We start from the raw sequence: 19,293 nt of genomic DNA, 5'->3' as shown, positions 1-19,293 counted from the left end.
TTTACAACGTCATACCTTGCTTGTGACATAATGAAACATGTACAATAAATGAAAGTAATATATAGGTGGGTGAGCGATGAAAAAACTAATAATTAAAATTATTGGTGTATTATTATTAATTTGTTTTTTAATTTATCTATTTTACTCACCGCGTTTAAAGTTTGACGTACTCGAAAATCCTAATAAAGATTCAACAAAAACGACTCAAAATAAGGATGCTCAAAAAACTGAGACAAACGCTGAAAACCCTAAACCTGAAAAGGGCGTAAGTACGTGGGTTGGTCAAAGCTTAGATGAATTAACTGATAAATATGGTCAAGCTGATCGAGTTTATCCATATAAAAATAATTTTAAAAATTATGTATTTAAGCAAAAAGATAAATATTATTTGATTACTACTAAAAAAGGGATTGTTAAGTCTGTTTATGCGACAGGTAAAGATGCTAATGTAAATCCAATAAAGATACAGGATGATGCGTCACACGTTTTTGAAAAATATAGTATCAATCCAGAACCAATGATTTCTGTAAATGGTAAGCAATATCAATTAGAATTATCTGATTCAGATATGAAAACACAAGCATTAATTAAATTCAAAGATATCTATGCTCAAGTCTACATAGATCAGCAATCTAATGAGGTAGTCGCGGTTAGATATTTAGATAGTGAAGCTTTGGCAGCATTTAAGCCGTATCAAATGTTATCTACCAAAGAAGATAAAGAAGTTAAAAGTAAATATAGTAATATTACTTATGAGCAAAACTCAAATCAGCTGACTACACTTTATGAAATTACAAATGAAATGAGAAAGTTAAAGGATGCTGAGCCATTGAAGGTTAATAATCAATTGACGCATATTGCCTCATTTAACTTGTATGAAGCAATTGGTACTGATAGTGTTGAATTTACTGAAGATGCTTTAAAACAACAGTTAAATGAGCAAGAAGTGCCATTTGTATCTGCTAGTCAAAATGTGGGCTATGATTTTAACGAAGTTCCAACTTTAATACATAGTTGGCTCAACTCAGATATTCATAGATCTAGGATGTTAAACTCTAAATATAATGAAATGGGTGGCGAAGTAACGAATGGTTACTACACAATTATTTTTGTTGAAGATAAATAGAAAGGAGATTTGTAACGATGATTACTGAAGAAACATTAACAGTGCTTGATGAAATTGAAGCACTTAGTGATAAAATACTTGAATCAAGATTATATAAAGAATATAAAGAGGCTGAACAACAATTAGCGGATAATGATGAGGCACACTTACTATACCAAGCATTTTTGAAATCAAAAGATAAATATGATGAAATTATGCGTTTTGGTAAATACCACCCTGATTACCAAACAGTGATGTTGGACACGCGTAAACGTAAACGTGCGTATGAAATGTTGCCAGTTGTAATGGATTTTAAACAAAAAGAAGTTTTACTACAGGATTTAATAGATGAAGTGATTGTTAAAATTGCATACGCTGTTTCTGAAAATGTGAAAATTGAAACAGGCAATCCATTTTTCCAAAAAGATGCAAGTGGTTGTGCTACAGGTGGATCATGTAGCTGTTCACTTTAAGCTGAATTTTAAGGGTTATCAATAAGAAATATTGAAAAAAGCTGGGACGCCTCATTGAGGTTTCCCAGCTTTATTGTGAAGCATGCGTTGCTAGTGATAAGTATGTTTAAAGCGTTCTGCTAAATCGGGTCTATCAGTAACAAGGGTATGCGCACCATTAAAAATCAAATCATTCATTAAGTCGAGATTATTCACATCATAATAACCTGGAATGATATCACGTGTGTTTAGCCATTGAATGAATCTTGGTGAAGTTAGTTTAATACCTTTGAATGAAACAGGCATTTGGAAAGTGTGCGCACGTGGTTGAAAGCTATTGCCTAGCCCTAAATAGAACTTTAAGAAACCTTCTGCAACTTCACTTTGACCTGCGCCAATGGCTACTGTACCATTACTTATTATATTAAAACGTTCAATTTGTTTACTATGGAAACTTGTTACTAATACGCGATCTTGAGCATTATTAGCAACAATATCCTCAAATATAATTTCTGGTACAAGATGGCCATGTTCACTTTCAGGGTCATCTTTTAAATCAACATTAATCAATTGATTTGGATATAATTTAAGTAATTCATCAAAAGATAAAATATAAGCATCTTTGTGACCTCTATAAGGTTTATGACCGTTTATATCTACAAAATGATATCCTGAATCTAACTGTTTTATCTCTGCTAAAGTATGTTCGGATACTTTACCTGACCCGTTAGTCGTACGATCCACGTCTACATCATGGAAAACGATGAGTTTTCGATCTTTTGTAAGTCTCACATCTGTTTCAAATCCATCAATACCATGTGCTGCTGCATTATCAAAAGCAAGTTTAGTTTGCTCTGGTCTTACAGCCATGCCACCACGATGGGCAAATATATATGGTGCAGGTTTAGAAAAGAAAGATGGTATACTTTGATTATTCGGTTTAGCTTTATATTTAGTAAGTAAAAATACACTAACGACTAAACCAAGTGTACTTAAAAATCCGCCCTTAATTAATTTATTGATTTTTGTCACGAGCAATCCTCCTCAGTTTTGAGTATATAAAGTAATATAGCAAATGTTTGTGATACATCAAAATAATTGTTATTTCTAAAAATAAAAAGACATGATATTATATAAAGGCTAATAATTGGAGTGAAAAATATGAACACTATAGCTAGAACAAGTTTGATAATTTATTTAAAACATATGAAACACGAAAGACAAGTAAGAAAGTTTGGCCATATTGTAAGTGTAAATAGACAACAACGCTATGTTGTAATGTATATAAATGAAGAAGAAGCTGATCAAATTGTTGAAAAATTAATGAAGCTCAAATATGTAAAGGATATTGAAGGCTCACCTTATAAATATTTAAAAAAGGTTTATGAAAAAGAACAGCATGAAATATCTTGATTTTTTGTATCTGATTAAAAGAAATGTAGCTAAAGAGTTAATATGAATGAGTTAAAAAGCCACAATAGTACAGTGATTGTCTACAGTGGCTTATTTTATTCAATTATTGCAATGGTGGAATCCATCTCTGTAGTCTTAAAACACTGATTAAGTAGTTAAAATATAAATCGATGTCGTGGAAGGTTTCACTAGGTTGTACATCTACCTCTTTGATATCTATATTATATAGTTTTGCTTGCTCATTGATCATTTCAAACTTTTTATTGGAATTAGGATAGGGGTAATTTAAAGCATTAACCATGATATACATAGCTTGGAAGTGATTTTCACTTGTAGGATGCATAACGATTGCTACTGAAGAAGGTTTTTTCTCGAAAGTAGCAGCGTGAAAATAAACAATATGGTCGATACGTTTGAAATTATATTCTATTAAAGTGTTAAATTCGAATAAGTCTGTGAGGCCTTCGCCTAATTTTATAAATGATTGTTTCATTATTGTATCCTCCTTATCATGCAGTATGCATTATATAAAATTTGATTTAAGAATGGAAGTGTTAATAATATGAGAGTGATTTCAGGAATACATAAAAGTAAAGCGCTAGAGAGCATAGAAGGGCGCAATACCAGACCTACAATGGATAAAGTGAAAGAGGGCATTTTTAATAGTCTTCATGAAGTTTCAGGAATAGGCTTAGATTTATATGCAGGTAGCGGGTCTTTAGGTATCGAAGCTTTGTCTCGTGGTATTGATAAAATGATTTTTGTAGATCAAAATTTTAAAGCCGTTAAAGTGATTAAAGCAAATTTAAAGAGTTTGAATATAGAATCGCAAACTGAAGTATATAAAAACAATGCAGACCGTGCGTTGAAAGCACTTTCGAAACGAGATATTCAATTTGATGTAATCTTTTTGGACCCCCCATATGAAAAAGGACTAATAGATGAAGCGTTGAAAGAAATCGCAAAGTTTAATTTATTAAAAGAAAGTGGTATTATCGTTTGTGAGTTCAATCATCACGAAAAAATTAATACTGATCCTTTCCATGTGATAAAGCGTTATCATTATGGACTGACAGACACTTTGTTATTAGAAGAAGGAGATTAAAATGTCTACAACTAAAGCAGTTATTCCCGGAAGTTTTGATCCAATTACCTATGGGCATATAGATATTATAGATAGAAGTGCTGATCGCTTTGATGAGCTTCACATTTGTGTCTTGAAAAACAGTAGTAAAGCAGGAACATTTTCAATTGAAGAACGCATAGAATTGATTAAAGAATCAGTGAAACATTTGGATAACGTTACAGTACATCATTTTAATGGTTTACTTGTTGATTTTTGTGACGATATTGGTGCCCAGACAATAATCAGAGGTTTGAGAGCTGTAAGTGACTTTGAATATGAATTGAGACTGACTTCAATGAATAAAAAGCTAAATAGTGATGTAGAAACAATGTATATGATGACTAGTACGAATTACTCGTTTATTAGTTCAAGTGTTGTTAAAGAAGTTGCTGCATATAAGGCGAATGTTTCAGATTTTGTTCCAGTACATGTGGAAAAAGCATTGAATAAAAAATTTAGAAAATAACTATAAAGAACCAAATGCTAAATAACAAATTGAAAAATGGCTCTAGACTTTGTATGAAATCGCTGAACTGTAGCTATTCAAGTAGGCAACTGGATAATTAAAAATGGCTGACTTCATACTTTTAGGTATGCGGTCAGCCATTTTTAATTTATGATTATTACACTTTTTAAACACGTATCACAGGTGTATTGAAGTCGGTAGCGGTATTATTAGAAAGGAAATTATAAATTTGAGTGGCGTGTATTTCGTTCGTAAAATAATGCGCGTTTTGTTTGTTGACTTGTGTTATATAATTACGCTCTGGAAAAGTGTTCTTTAAATATTTTAAATACTGTTGTCCTTTTTGTGTCATGCCCAATACTCTAACTGCTTCAATTGTTGAAGGTTTATCTTGTTGTTTGAAATTCAGTAAAATGTTCATAAGTAAACGTTGGATATGCGTATATGTATAACGCTTTGACTTAATTAATTTCATTAAATGTTCAAAAGAAGTAGCTTCATTGATTAAATGCACTAAACGATGTTCTAATCCTTCACTCATTAAGTGGATTTGTTCCAAAGTTTGCACATCTTGGCTTAAAATTGCGTATTTGATATAAGTGAAGGTATCTTCAATTGAAACTTGGGGCGCTTCATAAAGTGTTTGAGCCGATTCAGGAACAACTTTTTTCCATTGGTCATCACCTGTTTGAATTGATTTACGAATCGAAGTACCACTTGCAAAAGCAAAGTTTGAAATCAAATCATCATGATGAGCGCTTTGTTCTCGGGTTATCGTCCAGGGTTGGATGGTTGGTGCCCATTTTTGAATCGCACGCACATATGATATCCCTAAAGTGTTATTAGGTGATGAAAGTAATGAATGGTCAGAGATAAGTTCACTAATGATTCGTGGATAGCTTTTACCTTCTTTAGATTTCTCTGAAAATTGTGGTGAATCTTCTACTTTATTCATTTCTTGTGCAAGTGATAAAAATGCATTTATATCACCAGATTCACTTCCGAATGATAAATGATTAACATTTAAATAATCTGCGACTTGAACTGCAGTCTCTGCAAAATATTGTCCTGCAGAAATTGCAGAGTAGGCAGGTAATTCAATAACTAGGTCGACAGCGGTTAACGCCATTTGTGTTCGCGTAAATTTATTATAAATTGCTGGTTGGCCTCTCATTACAAAGTTTCCACTCATAATTGCGACAGAAACTTCAGCTTCAGTAATTGACTTTGATTTCTGTGCATGGTATAAGTGACCATTGTGGAAAGGATTATATTCTGTGACTAGTGCAACGCTTTTCATTTGCAATTCTTCCTTTCAGAATTCATTATATATATTGTAACAGATGTAAATGTGTTAAGAAAAAATCTTGACAACTTATGTCTATAAAGTTAAAATAAATTTTGTGCTTGTTAGAGGTGAAGCCCTATGAAATGGTCAATAACACAATTAAGAAAATTCCAAGATAAACCATTTGAATTCCATCAAACGGTTAATTTTGATCATTTAGTAAAATCATTAGATTTAATAGATCTATCTGATATTGATGTTGAAGGTGAATTAACCGTCAGATCAAATGAAGTCATTGCAGATATGCATATAACTGGAACGTATACGATGCCGTGTGCACGTACTTTAGTTCCTGTAGAAACTCCTATAGATATTAAATCTCAAGAGATTTTTGATTTAGAAGGATATGATGAATATAGTAATGGCGAAGATAAAGATGAACATTACCATGATGCAACAAACGGTATGATAAATCTAAAAGATATTACTGAAGAACTAGTTATCATTGGAAAACCAATGCGTGTTTTTTCAAACGAAAGCGATCAGATGTTAAGTGAAGGCAATGGTTGGGAAGTTATTGACGAAGAAGAAGCGGTTGAGCTTGCAAAAGATAAGGAAGAATCTGAATCTAAGCAAATTGATCCTAGGCTTCAAAAACTACAACAATTATATGACGAAGAGTAATAGCGGATTTTAATAATCTATAGTATAATGGATTATTGAATCTGAAAATTTCTATTTAGTGTTTGAATATAAGGAGGATATATCATGGCAGTACCAAAAAGAAGAACGTCAAAAACAAGAAAAAATAAACGTCGTACGCATTTCAAAATTTCAGTACCTGGTATGACAGAGTGCCCAAGTTGTGGAGAATATAAATTATCTCACCGCGTGTGTAAGAACTGTGGTTCATACAATGGCGAAGACGTTGTATCAAAATAATTTCATTTAATTAAATGGCTTAATAATAGCCTATACTAATCGTTCACTAATTATTCACTTGATAATTTTTGAGCGATTTTTTATGTTAGTGATAGGTAGTATTTATATTCAGCTGATAGGTTGTGTAAAATTATGGAAACAATTAATGCACAAATAATTATAAATAAAATAGAAAATAGTGATGCCATTTGGCTTTATGAGCATTTTAGTGATTATTTTCAAGAAATTTCTTCTTATAAAGAATTTAAGAAGTTATTAAGTGCGTATAACAGTATTAGAGGAACAAACAGGTTGTATAAGCATTTACATATAAATCGTCAAGATGAGTATATTTGGTTTGATACTAATATGGAATCAGGTGCAAGTGTTATTTTAAATAAATATCAAGAAATTATTGGTATGGCACTAATACCGATTAAGCAATCACATTCAATTAAATTCTCGAAATGTAGTTATACAATCCCTTTACAAGAAGATTGGCTAGTTCATACTGGTGGCGCAAATGAGTTGTTAAATCATCACTATAGATATAAAAATCAACGTAATGCTTTTGATTTTGTAAAAGTAATAGAAGGTTTCACATATAAAGGTGACCCCACAGAGTGCGAGAATTATTTTAGTTATAATGCACCTATTTTAGCTCCGGCAAATGGTGTAGTAGAAGAAGTTGTAGACGGGATTCCTGATTGCACATCTGGAGAATATAATACAATGCATCCCGAAGGTAATTACATAGTTATTAAGCACGGTCGTAATGAATATAGTATGATAGCACATATTAAACCGTATTCGTTCAAAATTGAGAAAGGTGATACATTATTACGTGGACAACATATCGCAAATGTAGGTAATTCAGGAAACGCTTCTGAGCCACATGTACACTTTCAAGTGATGAATCATAAAGATATCCAAACTACTCAAACGTTGAAAATTAAATTTCTCAATAACGCTTCACCAGTTAAAGGTGATATAGTAACATATACAGGAGATAATATTTTAGTGGAAAGTGAAAGCCAGTTTTCTACATTTTTTAAAAATATTAGTACAAATATTAAGCATAAATTTAAGAGTTAAAAATACTAAAATAAAGAGGCTATGCTATGGAAATGATTACTTCGGCTCAAAATAGTAAAGTTAAAAATGCAATTAAATTAAAAAAGAAACGTGAAAGAGATAAGACAGGACGCGCACTTATCGAGGGTTATCATTTAATTGAAGAAGCTTATAAAAGTAATTTGAAAATTGAACAATTGTATGTCGTAGATATTGAAAGACTTGATGATGGCATGATTAATCATGCTGATGAAGTATTTGAAATTAATTTAAAAGTTGCTGAAGCATTATCAGGTACAGTTACACCCCAAGGCTTCTTTGCGGTGATTGAAAAACCTGTTCATGAAACAGCGAATGCACAACAAGTGCTACTAATAGACTGTATCCAAGATCCAGGTAACTTAGGAACATTAATTCGTACCGCAGATGCTGCCGGATTAGATTTAATTGTGCTTGAAAAAGGTACAGCAGACCCTTATCAAGATAAAGTTATGCGTGCGAGTCAAGGCAGCGTCTTTCATATTCCAATTGTGACACAAGATTTAAGTGAATTTATTGATGGATTTGAAGGGGGAGTGTATGGTACTGCATTGGACAATGCAGTACCATATAATCAAATACAAAGTGAAGAAAAGTTCGCGCTACTTTTAGGTAATGAAGGTGAAGGTGTAAACCCTGAATTATTGAGTAAAACGTCTCAAAATTTAACAATACCTATCTATGGCAAGGCAGAAAGTTTAAATGTAGCAATAGCTGGTAGTATCGTGATGTATCACTTGAAAGGTTGACCCTTTAATCAATTATCGTATATAATATAGTTAATGATATTTCAAAATAAATATTAACCTTTAAAAAGACGTAGACTATTTTCATACAGTTGCTTAAGGGAGATTATCCGAAGACTGCAAGATAATCCACTGTATTTAGTTTTTTTCACCTTTTTGGTTACTTAAAGAAATTTAAGTCGGACTTCATTTCCGTTATCAATGACAACAAGTGTATGCTTAGGCATAAATTTGGGTGGTACCACGGAAGGCTTTCGTCCCAGTTTCAAGGGATGAAAGTCTTTTTTGCGTTTTTACAAAAAATCACTACACATTAAGATTTTAAATAGGAGGACTATGTATGGCACAGACAGAAGCGATGACTGAGATTAAGCAGCAAGCATTAGTTGATATTAATGAAGCTCAAAATGAAAAAGAATTACAAGATGTAAAAGTTAAATATTTAGGTAAAAAAGGGTCAGTTACTGGTTTGATGAAACATATGAAAGATTTATCTAATGAAGAAAAACCAGCCTATGGTCAACAAGTGAATGAAGTGAGACAAGCTATTGAAGATGAAATTGAATCACGTCATGAACTTTTAGCGCATGAACAATTAGAACAACAATTAAAAGAAGAACAAATTGATGTTACATTACCTGGCCGTAAAATTTCAATAGGCTCTAAACATCCTTTAACAAGAACGATTGAAGAGATTGAAGATTTATTCTTAGGTTTAGGTTACGAAATTGTTGATGGTTTTGAAGTAGAGAAAGATTATTATAACTTTGAAGCGCTAAACTTACCTAAATCACATCCTGCAAGAGACATGCAAGATAGCTTTTATATTACAGATGAAATATTAATGCGTACACACACGTCTCCTGTTCAAGCAAGAACGATGGAGGAACGCAATGGCCAAGGTCCTGTAAAAATTTTATGTCCTGGTAAAGTTTATCGACGCGATTCTGATGATGCAACGCACAGTCATCAATTTACTCAAATTGAAGGTTTAGTTGTAGATGAAAATATTAAAATGAGTGATTTGAAAGGTACGTTAGAATTATTAGCTAAACAATTATTTGGTGAAGAGAGAGAAATTAGACTACGTCCAAGTTACTTCCCATTCACTGAACCTTCTGTAGAAGTAGACGTTTCATGTTTCAAATGTAAAGGTGAAGGCTGTAATGTTTGTAAGGAAACTGGTTGGATAGAAATTCTAGGAGCTGGTATGGTGCATCCTAATGTATTAGAGATGGCAGGTTTTGATTCAAATAAATATACTGGCTTTGCATTTGGTATGGGTCCTGATCGAATCGCAATGTTGAAATATGGTATTGAGGATATACGTCATTTCTATACAAATGATGTACGTTTCTTAGATCAATTTAAAGCTGTAGAAGATAGAGGTGAAAAGTAATGTTTATTTCAAAAGAATGGTTAGAAAGTTATGTAGATATTAATGAACCAGTTAATGTACTTGCAGAAAGAATTACACGTACTGGTATTGAAGTAGATGATATTGTAGATTATACAAAAGAAATCAAGAGCTTAGTTGTCGGATACGTACAATCTAAAGCACCTCATCCAGATGCTGACAAGTTAAATATATGTTTAGTAGACATTGGTGAAGCAGAACCGGTTCAAATCGTGTGTGGTGCTCCTAATGTTGATGCTGGTCAGACAGTCATTGTAGCAACAGTAGGAGGCAGATTACCTGGCGGCATAAAAATTAAACGTGCTAAATTACGTGGAGAACGTTCAGAGGGTATGATTTGTTCCCTTCAAGAAATTGGTGTGCCAAGCAATCTTGTACCTAAAAAATTTGAAGATGGTATTTATGTCTTTTCGTCTGAAGTGACTCCAGGTACAGACGCTATGACTGCGCTATATTTAAATGACCAAGTGATGGAATTTGATTTAACACCAAACAGAGCTGACGCATTAAGTATGATAGGTACAGCTTATGAAACAGCAGCGTTATACAATGTGTCAATGAAGAAACCAGAAACAAATAGTAATGAGATTTCTGAACAAACGTCAGATGAAATCAGCGTGAACATTCAAAATAAAGATAAGGTAGCATATTACAGTGCAAGAGTAGTGAATGGTCTAACCATCGCACCATCTCCAGAGTGGATGCAAATGCGTTTAATCAAAGCAGGGATTCGTCCAATCAATAACGTCGTAGATATATCAAACTATGTGCTTTTAGAATACGGGCAACCACTACACATGTTTGATAAAGATCAAATAGGTTCAAGTCAAATAGAAGTACGTCAAGCTCATACTGATGAAAAAATGACTACACTAGATGATCAAGAAAGAACATTGAAAGACAGTGATATTGTTATTACAAACGGCACAAATCCAATAGCAATAGCTGGTGTAATGGGTGGCGATTTCTCAGAAGTGACTGAATCAACAACGAATGTTGTGATTGAAGGCGCGATTTTTGACCCTGTTTCTATTAGACATACTTCAAGAAGATTAAACTTAAGAAGTGAAGCCTCTAGTCGTTTTGAAAAAGGTATTGCGACAGAATTTGTAGATGAAGCGGTAGATAGAGCCTGTTATTTACTACAAACTTATGCGGGCGGTTCAGTAACTCAAGGTCGCGTGGCAGAAGGCGATTTAGGTCAATTTGTTACCCCAATTGAAATTTCTATTGATAAAGTAAATACAACAGTAGGTTTTGAACTATCAGCGGAAGAAATTGAAGCGATTTTTGTACAATTAGGATTTGGAACAACTAGAAATGAAGATATCTTAACTGTTATGGTACCGTCTCGTCGTAAAGACATTACAATAAAAGAAGACTTAATTGAAGAAATTGCACGTATGTATGGTTATGATGAAATCCCATCAACACTACCTGTGTTTGAGGAAGTAACACATGGTGCTTTAACTGATAGACAAGGTAAGTCTCGTGTCGTGAAAGCAACACTAGAAGGCGCTGGTTTAAGTCAAGCAATAAATTATTCATTGGTAGACAAACAAAGAGCAAAAGATTTCGCACTACAAGAACGCGCTACAATTGATTTATTAATGCCGATGAGTGAGGCGCATGCTACTTTGCGACAAAGTTTGATACCTCATTTAATCGATGCAGTTTCTTATAACGTCGCTCGTAAAAATAATAATGTGCGCTTGTATGAACTAGGGCGTGTATTCTTTAGTAATGGCGAAAGTGAATTACCAGATGAAGTTGAATATTTAAGTGGTATCTTAACAGGCGATTACACAGTTAATGCTTGGCAAGGTAAGAAAGAAGAAGTTGATTTCTTTGTTGTCAAAGGTATCGTAGATCGCATTGCCGAAAAACTGGATATCCAATTTGACTATGAATCTGGAGAAATTGATGGCTTACATCCTGGTAGAACAGCTATGGTTAAATTAAACGATGAAATCATTGGTTTTGTTGGTGAATTACATCCTCAAGTTGAAAAAGAAAATGACTTAAAACGCACATACGTTTTTGAATTAAATTATGAGAAATTGATGGCTGTCTCAGTTGGATATATTAATTATCAACCAATCCCTAGATTTCCAGGTGTATCAAGAGATATTGCTTTAGTTATCAACCGTACAATACCTTCAGCAAAATTAGTGAAAGTCATTGAAAATCATGGTGGAGAAATTTTACAAAAAGCCGAAGTATTTGATGTTTATGAAGGCGAACACATTGCTGAAGATGAGAAATCAATTGCAATTCGTTTAGCTTATTTAGATACACAACAAACACTTACAGATGACAAAGTAAATGCAGTACATGAAGACATCTTAGCTGCTTTACAAGCAGAAGGTGCAACAATTAGATAAAATAGTGTAATTTAAAAACCTTGGTAGACCATTATTATGGGATGCCAAGGTTTTTATGCTAAAGTTATAATATTAATAGTGAATTTAGTTGCTAACGATGTTTCTTTTGTACTAATTTTTCTGCTTTTGAACGGTTAGCAAAATGCTTTTTAGTAATAGAGTCTAGATAGTCAATGCCTTTACGATCAATGATTTTAGCTGCTGCAAGGTCGACTTTATTGCTAGCTCCTTTAGGAATCTCTGTTTTAGCAGAACGCGAGAGACTATCCATATTTTTAACAAAGGCATAACGTGAAATAATACTGGCTGCCGCAATTGCTATAGATTTAGATTCACCTTTTGTTTCGAATTTTGTTTTAGTACTGAAGGGTAAATCGGTTAGAGCATAGCGTTTATATACACCAGCCTCAGCAAATTGATCAATGACAATATAGTCTAATGCATCAGTATCTATCTTTTGTGTTACATTTTTGATTGCTTCGTTATGTAACACTGCTTTCATTTTAACTTGTGACCAGCCAGATTTTTGTTTTTCGTTATATTTTTCATTGTGCATAGTTAACAAAGAATGAGGGATAAAAGTTACAAGTTGTTCAGCTAATTCAACGATTTTTGCATCAGTCAATTTCTTAGAATCATCAACGCCGAGCGTTTTTAATACTTGTACATTCTTTTTGGAAACATAAGCAGCACATACAGTAAGTGGACCGAAATAATCGCCACTGCCTGCTTCATCACTACCAATACATTGATAATTGTTATATCGAATAGTCTTATTAGTGCTAGAAGTTTTTTTAACTGAATTCGTTTTAGATTGTGCAGGTTTAGCTGTATTAGGTAAGAGTTGAGATGCTATATTATCTGCATCTTTACCTTGAAACATGACTTTATTTGAATTGTAAATTGAAATTGAAGTGCTTTTATATTTGGTTTTGCCTTTCATTCCTTGAGAAACATTCGATGTATCAAATTGAATTTTAGACATTAATTGCTGGATTTCTTGATTTGTTAATTTAAGTACAACATTTGTCATGTTTTTTGGCCTCACTTTATATGGATTACTAATATTTATATTTCAACAATGAATATCATATCACAAGTATAAATAACCGAGCTACTAGTGAAAGCACCATCTATTAAAAGTTTATGTAGAGGCGTTTTCATTTACATTGTCAAAAATGTTATAAATAACAAATATTTCAAATATTACAAATCACACCTCTTACAAAATAATATTTTGTCGTGTATAATGGTTCGTAATAAATAGTATAAATTACTAAATTAAACACTTAAAAGAATCAATTAGAGAATGAATTCGGAAATATAAACAAAAGTCAGGAGTTATTATATGGGAGAGTTTAAAAATCGGATTAACGTCACTATAAATGATCAGCGTTATACAATTGTCGGAGAGGACAACCCTGAACATATCCGTTATGTAGCACATCTCGTCGATGAAAGGATTAAAGAACTGGGTAGTAAGAGTGCAGGCTTAGACACGACAAGAAAAGCAATATTAACAGCAGTAAACATTATGCATGAAAAAGTACAATTAGAAGAGGAAAATCATCGTCTGCAACAAGAAATAAAACAACTGAAAAACAGTGATGAATAATGATTTTTGATATATTAATTGTAATTGTTTTTATTTACATAGGAATGATTGGATTTAGAAGAGGTGTATGGTTTAGTGCATTACATCTAGGTGCTACGTTGTTTTCATTATGGGTAGCGCAACGATTTTATTTGCAAATATCTCAACGATTGGAATTATTTATACCTTTTCCTAAAACACAAGCTTACGATTTGAATTATGCTTTTCAATTTGATAACCTACAACAGCGATTCGACCACATTATTGCATTTTTAATCGTAGCGACAATTACCAAGATAATTTGTTATGGGGTTATTGTTGTCTTTGATAAGGTTATTCAATACCGAGGGCTCAATTTAATAAGTCGATTTATTGGTATGTTAATGGGAATAATATCTTCAATTATTATCTGCACAACATTATTGTATAGTGCAGCACTTTATCCATTAGAATTCATACAACAGCAACTTTCAAGCTCGATTATTGCAGAATATATGTTATTACATACACCTTATGTATCGACGTTTGTATTAAACATATAGCTAGCATAATTTTCGTAAAATATATAGATTTTTAAAATACAGGAGGTCAGGGCATAACCAATTTACTGATGAACGCATAACAGTAATCTGTCTTGACCTTTTTTTATGGAGTGAAAGTAATGACAAAAAAAGATATTATTCAATTATTAGAAAAAATAGCTACTTATATGGAATTAAAAGGTGAAAACACATTTAAAGTTTCAGCTTATAGAAAAGCAGCTCAAAGTCTTGAAATAGATGAACGTCCACTTGATCAAATAGAGGATGTCACAGAGTTAAAGGGCATTGGTAAAGGTGTAGGAGACGTAATTAAAGAATATCAACAAGAAGGAAATTCTTCGACATTAGAGTCACTACAAGAAGAAGTACCAGAAGGGCTAATCCCTTTACTGAAAATACAAGGATTAGGTAGCAAGAAAATAGCGAAACTTTATAAAGAATTAAATATAGACGGTAAAGAAGCATTACAAAAAGCTTGTGAAGCTGGTGAAGTGAGTGAATTAAGCGGCTTTGCTAAAAAAACGGAACAAAATATCTTAGAGGCAGTTAAAGCGCTTGGTGCGAAAAAAGATAAATACCCTATTGATCAAATGCGAGGCTTAAACATTGAAATTAATGAACATTTATCCTCAATTGAAGGTATCGAACAATACGAAGTTGCTGGTAGTTATAGAAGATTTAAAGAAATGAGTAAAGATTTAGACTATATTATAAGTACAAATGAACCAACTAAAGTACAACAGTCATTACTTGATATACCTAATAAAGTTAAAGAAGTAGCTGTTGGACAAACAAAAGTATCATTAGAAGTAACTTATGATGATGAAACAATAAGTGTAGATTTCAGGTTAATCGAACCTTCAGCTTTCTATCACACACTACAGCATTTCACTGGTTCTAAAGATCATAATATTCGTATTCGTCAGTTAGCTAAAGAAAAAGATGAAAAAGTGAGTGAATATGGCATTGAACAAGCAAATGGCGAATTGCTGCAATATCAAAGTGAAAAAGAAATTTATGATCATTTCGGTGTGAAATGGATTGACCCAGCAATGCGTGAAGATGGAAGCGAGTTTGATAAAGACCTGTCAGAAATTATAAAATTAGATGACATTAATGGTGATATTCATATGCATACGACGTATAGTGATGGTGCATTCAGTATAGAAGAGATGATAGAAGCAAATATTGCTAAAGGCCATCAATTCATGGTGATTACAGATCACTCTCAAAGCTTAAAAGTTGCCAATGGTTTGTCAGTTGAGCGCCTATTACGCCAAAATGAAGAGATCAAAGCCTTGAATAATAAATATGAAGAAATTGATATTTACTCAGGTATTGAAATGGACATACTTCCTGATGGCCGTTTAGACTATGACGATGAAGTATTGGCGCAATTAGATTATGTTATTGCAGCAATACATCAAAGTTTTAACCAATCGCAGGAAGACATTATGAAACGCTTAGAAAACGCATGTCGCAATCCATATGTTAGACATATTGCACATCCAACTGGTCGTATTATTGGTAAACGCCCAGGTTATGAACCAGATATTGATAGATTATGTGAGATTGCCGAAGAGACAAACACGATTTTAGAAATTAATGCAAACCCTAAACGGTTAGATCTAAATGCCGAAACAGTTAAAAAACATCCGAATGTTAAATTAACTATTAATACGGATGCCCATCACGTAGATCATCTTGAATTCATGAAGTACGGTGTGGCGACTGCACAAAAAGGGTTTGTTAAAAAAGACAGAGTAATCAATACGATGTCACGAGAGGCGTTTAAATCGCTTATAGAAAATAACATTAAATTGAAGAAATAGAGGGATTATATGAGACAGAAATCATTAAATGTCCTGGAATTCGACAAAATAAAAGCACTTGTAGAGAATGAAACAATAAGTGATTTAGGTAAAGAAAAAGTTGTAGCGATGACTCCAGCAACTGATTTCAATACTGTCGAATTTCAAATGAATGAAACAGATGAAATAGCTCAAATCTATAATAAGCATCGCATGCCAAGTTTAAGTGGTTTAGCAAAAATATCTTCATTTATTCATAGAGCGACAATTGGTGGCGTACTCAATGTTAGCGAATTAAATGTAATTAAACGCTTAATACAAATACAAAATCAATATAAAACATTTTATAATAGTTTGTTGAACGAAGAAGAAGAAATTAATTACCCAATTCTAAACGATAGAATGGAACAACTCCCTGTTTTATCAAACTTGTATCAAAATATACATCAAAAATGTGATGCTTATGATTTATTTGATGATGCTAGTTACGAATTACAAGGTATTAGAAGTAAGATTTCTAAAACAACGCAACGCATAAAACAAAATTTAGATAAAATTGTAAAGCATCAAGGCAACCAGAAAAAACTTTCTGATGCAATTGTGACAGTACGTAACGATCGTAATGTTATACCAGTAAAAGCTGAGTATCGTCAAGATTTTAACGGGATTGTGCATGATCAATCAGCTTCTGGTCAAACATTGTATATAGAACCTTCCTCAATTGTAGAAATGAGTAATCAAATTAGTAGTTTCCGTAACGATGAAGCGGTAGAGCGTGAACGTATATTGACTGAACTAACTGTACAGGTTGCTGAAGAAGCAGACGCTTGTTTGATTTCAGAATCTATTATGGGTCAAATTGATTTTTTAACAGCTAAAGCACGTTATGCAAGATCAATTAAAGGTACGAAACCAGAATTTACTACGGATAGAACTGTTTATCTACCAAAAGCATTTCATCCTTTGCTAGATAGAACCTCTGTTGTGGCGAATACGATTGAATTTGCTCAAGATATAGAAACTGTGATTATAACGGGACCAAATACGGGTGGTAAAACGGTAACGCTCAAGACACTGGGATTAATTATTGCTATGGCTCAATCAGGCATGCTAATTCCTACACTTGATGGTAGTAAATTAAGTATTTTTGAAAATGTGTATTGTGACATTGGTGACGAACAATCTATTGAGCAGTCTTTATCAACGTTTTCTTCTCATATGAAAAATATTGTAGAAATACTTCAAGACGCTACTAAAAATAGTTTGATTTTATTTGATGAATTAGGTGCAGGGACAGACCCAAGTGAAGGGGCTGCATTAGCAATGAGCATATTAGATCATGTACATGAAATTGGTTCACTTGTAATGGCTACGACACACTATCCTGAATTAAAAGCATATAGCTATAATAGGGAAGGCGTAATGAATGCCAGTGTCGAATTTGATGTTAATACATTAAGTCCAACTTATAAATTATTAATGGGTGTTCCTGGACGGTCAAACGCGTTTGATATTTCTAAAAAATTAGGACTTAATATGCAAGTGATTCAAAAAGCCAAATCAATGATTGGGCAAGATGAACAAGAAATTAATGAAATGATTGCCTCATTAGAACATAATTCTAAACGTGTTGACGAACAACGTATTGAATTAGATCAGCTAGTAAGAGAAGCACAAGAAGCGCGTGATGCACTTGCTAAACAGTATGCGCAATATCAAAATTATGAAAAACAACTTTTAAGTGAAGCGAAAGAAAAAGCGAATCAACGTGTGAAATCGGCTACGAGAGAAGCAGATGACATTCTTAAAGAGTTACGTGATCTTAGAGATAAAAAAGGTGCTGATGTTAAAGAGCATGAGTTAATTGATAAGAAGAAACAGCTTGAAGACCAGTACGAAGCTAAATCATTGAAACAAAATGTTCAAAAGCAAAAATGGGACGAGATTAAAGCTGGAGATGAAGTGAAAGTACTGACGTATGGCCAAAAAGGTGAAGTGTTAGAGCTAATAGGTGATAAAGAAGCGGTAGTACAGATGGGTATCATAAAAATGAAATTACCATTAGAAGATTTAGAGAAAACGAAGAAAACCAAAGAAACACCTGCCAAGATGATTAAACGAGAAAGCCGACAAAGTATTAAAATGGAACTTGATTTACGTGGTTATCGATATGATGAAGCAATGGTAGCTGTTGATCAATATTTAGACCAAGCAGTGTTGAGTAATTATGAACAAGTTTATATTATTCATGGTAAAGGTACGGGTGCTTTGCAAAAAGGTGTGCAAAAACATTTAAAACGACATAAAAGTGTGTCATCATATAGAAACGGAATGCCAAGCGAAGGTGGATTTGGTGTTACCGTGGCAGAATTAAAATAAGCGTGAGCAAGAAATATGCAGAATGCTATAAAGTCTGTTATAATTTCTTCATCATTTGAAATTTAAGGAGGATTGGCAGTTATGGCAATCGTAAAAGCAACAGATTCAAACTTTGATGAAAACATCAAATCAGGTGTAAATTTAGTGGATTTTTGGGCAACATGGTGTGGCCCTTGTAAGATGATTGCTCCAGTATTAGAAGAATTAGCTGGTGACTATGATGGCAAAGCTAATATTTTAAAACTTGATGTAGATGAAAATCCATCAACAGCTGCTAAATTTGAAGTTATGAGTATCCCAACTTTAATCGTATTTAAAGATGGCGAACCAGTAGATAAAGTAGTAGGTTTCCAACCTAAAGAAAACTTAGCAGAAGTAATCGAGAAACATTTATAGTAAATCACTAGCAAAGCTGGGACATTAATTTATTTAATGTCCCAGTTTTCAATTTATTAGCGTTTCAATAGATTGTTTAATGCGTTGGTACTATTTATAATAGATTGTAGGTAATATTTAACAACTCAAATAATGAGATG

Annotated in this window: 20 protein-coding genes; 16 read left to right on the top strand and 4 right to left on the bottom strand. The window is 33.0% G+C overall.

The features are described 5' to 3' along the window. Positions 1 to 76: 76 nt before the first annotated feature. Together SOJ_RS10035 and SOJ_RS10030 are read left to right on the top strand one after the other, a co-directional pair. Complete coding sequence (locus SOJ_RS10035) at positions 77 to 1,126, top strand: CAP-associated domain-containing protein (RefSeq protein ID WP_002507980.1); 1,050 nt, start codon at positions 77 to 79, stop codon at positions 1,124 to 1,126. 17 nt (positions 1,127 to 1,143) lie between these two features. Continuing rightward, complete coding sequence (locus tag SOJ_RS10030) at positions 1,144 to 1,578, top strand: YlbF family regulator (RefSeq protein WP_002507979.1); 435 nt, start codon at positions 1,144 to 1,146, stop codon at positions 1,576 to 1,578. A gap of 90 nt (positions 1,579 to 1,668) precedes the next feature. Here the strand turns inward: SOJ_RS10030 and SOJ_RS10025 are convergent, their stop codons facing one another. Next, positions 1,669 to 2,589 (bottom strand): glycerophosphodiester phosphodiesterase, encoded by a 921-nt coding sequence (locus SOJ_RS10025; RefSeq protein ID WP_002507978.1) that lies wholly within the window; start codon positions 2,587 to 2,589, stop codon positions 1,669 to 1,671. Positions 2,590 to 2,718: 129 nt separating this feature from the next. Between SOJ_RS10025 and SOJ_RS10020 the strand changes: the two genes are divergently transcribed. After that, positions 2,719 to 2,970, top strand: coding sequence for a YlbG family protein (locus tag SOJ_RS10020; RefSeq protein WP_002507977.1), 252 nt, complete (start codon positions 2,719 to 2,721; stop codon positions 2,968 to 2,970). A gap of 103 nt (positions 2,971 to 3,073) precedes the next feature. Here SOJ_RS10020 and SOJ_RS10015 read toward each other — a convergent pair whose 3' ends face one another. Then, positions 3,074 to 3,463, bottom strand: a complete 390-nt coding sequence (locus tag SOJ_RS10015) for a DUF7147 family protein (protein ID WP_002507976.1) — start codon at positions 3,461 to 3,463, stop codon at positions 3,074 to 3,076. A gap of 69 nt (positions 3,464 to 3,532) precedes the next feature. Here SOJ_RS10015 and rsmD point away from each other — a divergent pair, with 69 nt between their 5' ends. Then, positions 3,533 to 4,075 carry a 16S rRNA (guanine(966)-N(2))-methyltransferase RsmD gene (rsmD, locus tag SOJ_RS10010; protein ID WP_002507975.1) on the top strand — a complete coding sequence of 181 codons (543 nt, stop codon included), beginning with the start codon at positions 3,533 to 3,535 and terminating at the stop codon, positions 4,073 to 4,075. Between the two features lies 1 nt (position 4,076). After that, positions 4,077 to 4,562: a pantetheine-phosphate adenylyltransferase gene (gene coaD, locus SOJ_RS10005; protein WP_002507974.1), complete on the top strand. Its 486-nt coding sequence runs from the start codon at positions 4,077 to 4,079 to the stop codon at positions 4,560 to 4,562. A gap of 166 nt (positions 4,563 to 4,728) precedes the next feature. On the opposite strand, the gene SOJ_RS10000 is transcribed toward coaD, so the two are convergent. Beyond that, complete coding sequence (locus SOJ_RS10000; protein WP_002507973.1) at positions 4,729 to 5,862, bottom strand: nucleotidyltransferase; 1,134 nt, start codon at positions 5,860 to 5,862, stop codon at positions 4,729 to 4,731. Between the two features lie 126 nt (positions 5,863 to 5,988). Between SOJ_RS10000 and SOJ_RS09995 the strand changes: the two genes are divergently transcribed. The 6 genes from SOJ_RS09995 (at position 5,989) to pheT (ending at position 12,431) form a co-directional block, all read left to right on the top strand. Then, on the top strand, positions 5,989 to 6,534 hold the full coding sequence (locus SOJ_RS09995) for a YceD family protein (protein ID WP_002507972.1): 546 nt from the start codon (positions 5,989 to 5,991) through the stop codon (positions 6,532 to 6,534). 84 nt (positions 6,535 to 6,618) lie between these two features. Beyond that, positions 6,619 to 6,792: a 50S ribosomal protein L32 gene (gene rpmF, locus SOJ_RS09990; RefSeq protein WP_002507971.1), complete on the top strand. Its 174-nt coding sequence runs from the start codon at positions 6,619 to 6,621 to the stop codon at positions 6,790 to 6,792. 132 nt (positions 6,793 to 6,924) lie between these two features. Beyond that, positions 6,925 to 7,866, top strand: coding sequence for a M23 family metallopeptidase (locus SOJ_RS09985; protein ID WP_002507970.1), 942 nt, complete (start codon positions 6,925 to 6,927; stop codon positions 7,864 to 7,866). 26 nt (positions 7,867 to 7,892) lie between these two features. Further along, complete coding sequence (locus SOJ_RS09980) at positions 7,893 to 8,633, top strand: TrmH family RNA methyltransferase (RefSeq protein ID WP_002507969.1); 741 nt, start codon at positions 7,893 to 7,895, stop codon at positions 8,631 to 8,633. Between the two features lie 337 nt (positions 8,634 to 8,970). Continuing rightward, a complete protein-coding gene (gene pheS, locus SOJ_RS09975; protein WP_002507968.1) occupies positions 8,971 to 10,029 on the top strand; it encodes a phenylalanine--tRNA ligase subunit alpha in 1,059 nt (352 codons plus the stop codon). Further along, on the top strand, positions 10,029 to 12,431 hold the full coding sequence (pheT, locus tag SOJ_RS09970) for a phenylalanine--tRNA ligase subunit beta (protein ID WP_002507967.1): 2,403 nt from the start codon (positions 10,029 to 10,031) through the stop codon (positions 12,429 to 12,431). The genes pheS and pheT overlap by 1 nt, the downstream gene beginning before the upstream one ends. Positions 12,432 to 12,522: 91 nt before the next feature. Here the strand turns inward: pheT and rnhC are convergent, their stop codons facing one another. Continuing rightward, positions 12,523 to 13,464, bottom strand: a complete 942-nt coding sequence (gene rnhC, locus SOJ_RS09965; RefSeq protein WP_002507966.1) for a ribonuclease HIII — start codon at positions 13,462 to 13,464, stop codon at positions 12,523 to 12,525. A gap of 315 nt (positions 13,465 to 13,779) precedes the next feature. Between rnhC and zapA the strand changes: the two genes are divergently transcribed. The 5 genes from zapA (at position 13,780) to trxA (ending at position 19,153) form a co-directional block, all read left to right on the top strand. Beyond that, on the top strand, positions 13,780 to 14,046 hold the full coding sequence (gene zapA, locus SOJ_RS09960; RefSeq protein WP_002507965.1) for a cell division protein ZapA: 267 nt from the start codon (positions 13,780 to 13,782) through the stop codon (positions 14,044 to 14,046). Continuing rightward, entirely contained in the window at positions 14,046 to 14,567 is a 522-nt protein-coding gene (locus tag SOJ_RS09955) for a CvpA family protein (RefSeq protein ID WP_002512279.1), read from the top strand. The genes zapA and SOJ_RS09955 overlap by 1 nt, the downstream gene beginning before the upstream one ends. A gap of 119 nt (positions 14,568 to 14,686) precedes the next feature. Further along, the gene (gene polX / locus SOJ_RS09950; RefSeq protein ID WP_002507963.1) at positions 14,687 to 16,399 is read left to right on the top strand and encodes a DNA polymerase/3'-5' exonuclease PolX; all 1,713 of its coding nucleotides are present in this window, start codon (positions 14,687 to 14,689) and stop codon (positions 16,397 to 16,399) included. A 9-nt stretch (positions 16,400 to 16,408) separates the two neighbouring features. Continuing rightward, complete coding sequence (locus SOJ_RS09945; protein WP_002507962.1) at positions 16,409 to 18,757, top strand: endonuclease MutS2; 2,349 nt, start codon at positions 16,409 to 16,411, stop codon at positions 18,755 to 18,757. An 81-nt stretch (positions 18,758 to 18,838) separates the two neighbouring features. Beyond that, entirely contained in the window at positions 18,839 to 19,153 is a 315-nt protein-coding gene (gene trxA, locus SOJ_RS09940) for a thioredoxin (RefSeq protein WP_002507961.1), read from the top strand. Positions 19,154 to 19,293: the final 140 nt, after the last annotated feature.

Origin of the sequence: Staphylococcus sp. OJ82 (genome assembly GCF_000294465.1) — a bacterium.
Taxonomy (GTDB): domain Bacteria; phylum Bacillota; class Bacilli; order Staphylococcales; family Staphylococcaceae; genus Staphylococcus; species Staphylococcus equorum.
Note: the sequence above shows the minus strand (reverse complement) of the source record. Positions and strands in the feature narration are given on the sequence as shown.

Bases quoted from the DNA above. Each gene is read 5' to 3' on its own strand.
- SOJ_RS10035 (WP_002507980.1), top strand. From the start codon at position 77: ATGAAAAAACTAATAATTAAAATTATTGGTGTATTATTATTAATTTGT.
- SOJ_RS10030 (WP_002507979.1), top strand. From the start codon at position 1,144: ATGATTACTGAAGAAACATTAACAGTGCTTGATGAAATTGAAGCACTT.
- SOJ_RS10020 (WP_002507977.1), top strand. From the start codon at position 2,719: ATGAACACTATAGCTAGAACAAGTTTGATAATTTATTTAAAACATATG.
- SOJ_RS10015 (WP_002507976.1), bottom strand. From the start codon at position 3,463: ATGAAACAATCATTTATAAAATTAGGCGAAGGCCTCACAGACTTATTC.
- rsmD (WP_002507975.1), top strand. From the start codon at position 3,533: ATGAGAGTGATTTCAGGAATACATAAAAGTAAAGCGCTAGAGAGCATA.
- coaD (WP_002507974.1), top strand. From the start codon at position 4,077: ATGTCTACAACTAAAGCAGTTATTCCCGGAAGTTTTGATCCAATTACC.
- SOJ_RS10000 (WP_002507973.1), bottom strand. From the start codon at position 5,862: ATGAAAAGCGTTGCACTAGTCACAGAATATAATCCTTTCCACAATGGT.
- SOJ_RS09995 (WP_002507972.1), top strand. From the start codon at position 5,989: ATGAAATGGTCAATAACACAATTAAGAAAATTCCAAGATAAACCATTT.
- rpmF (WP_002507971.1), top strand. From the start codon at position 6,619: ATGGCAGTACCAAAAAGAAGAACGTCAAAAACAAGAAAAAATAAACGT.
- SOJ_RS09985 (WP_002507970.1), top strand. From the start codon at position 6,925: ATGGAAACAATTAATGCACAAATAATTATAAATAAAATAGAAAATAGT.
- SOJ_RS09980 (WP_002507969.1), top strand. From the start codon at position 7,893: ATGGAAATGATTACTTCGGCTCAAAATAGTAAAGTTAAAAATGCAATT.
- pheS (WP_002507968.1), top strand. From the start codon at position 8,971: ATGGCACAGACAGAAGCGATGACTGAGATTAAGCAGCAAGCATTAGTT.
- pheT (WP_002507967.1), top strand. From the start codon at position 10,029: ATGTTTATTTCAAAAGAATGGTTAGAAAGTTATGTAGATATTAATGAA.
- rnhC (WP_002507966.1), bottom strand. From the start codon at position 13,464: ATGACAAATGTTGTACTTAAATTAACAAATCAAGAAATCCAGCAATTA.
- zapA (WP_002507965.1), top strand. From the start codon at position 13,780: ATGGGAGAGTTTAAAAATCGGATTAACGTCACTATAAATGATCAGCGT.
- SOJ_RS09955 (WP_002512279.1), top strand. From the start codon at position 14,046: ATGATTTTTGATATATTAATTGTAATTGTTTTTATTTACATAGGAATG.
- polX (WP_002507963.1), top strand. From the start codon at position 14,687: ATGACAAAAAAAGATATTATTCAATTATTAGAAAAAATAGCTACTTAT.
- SOJ_RS09945 (WP_002507962.1), top strand. From the start codon at position 16,409: ATGAGACAGAAATCATTAAATGTCCTGGAATTCGACAAAATAAAAGCA.
- trxA (WP_002507961.1), top strand. From the start codon at position 18,839: ATGGCAATCGTAAAAGCAACAGATTCAAACTTTGATGAAAACATCAAA.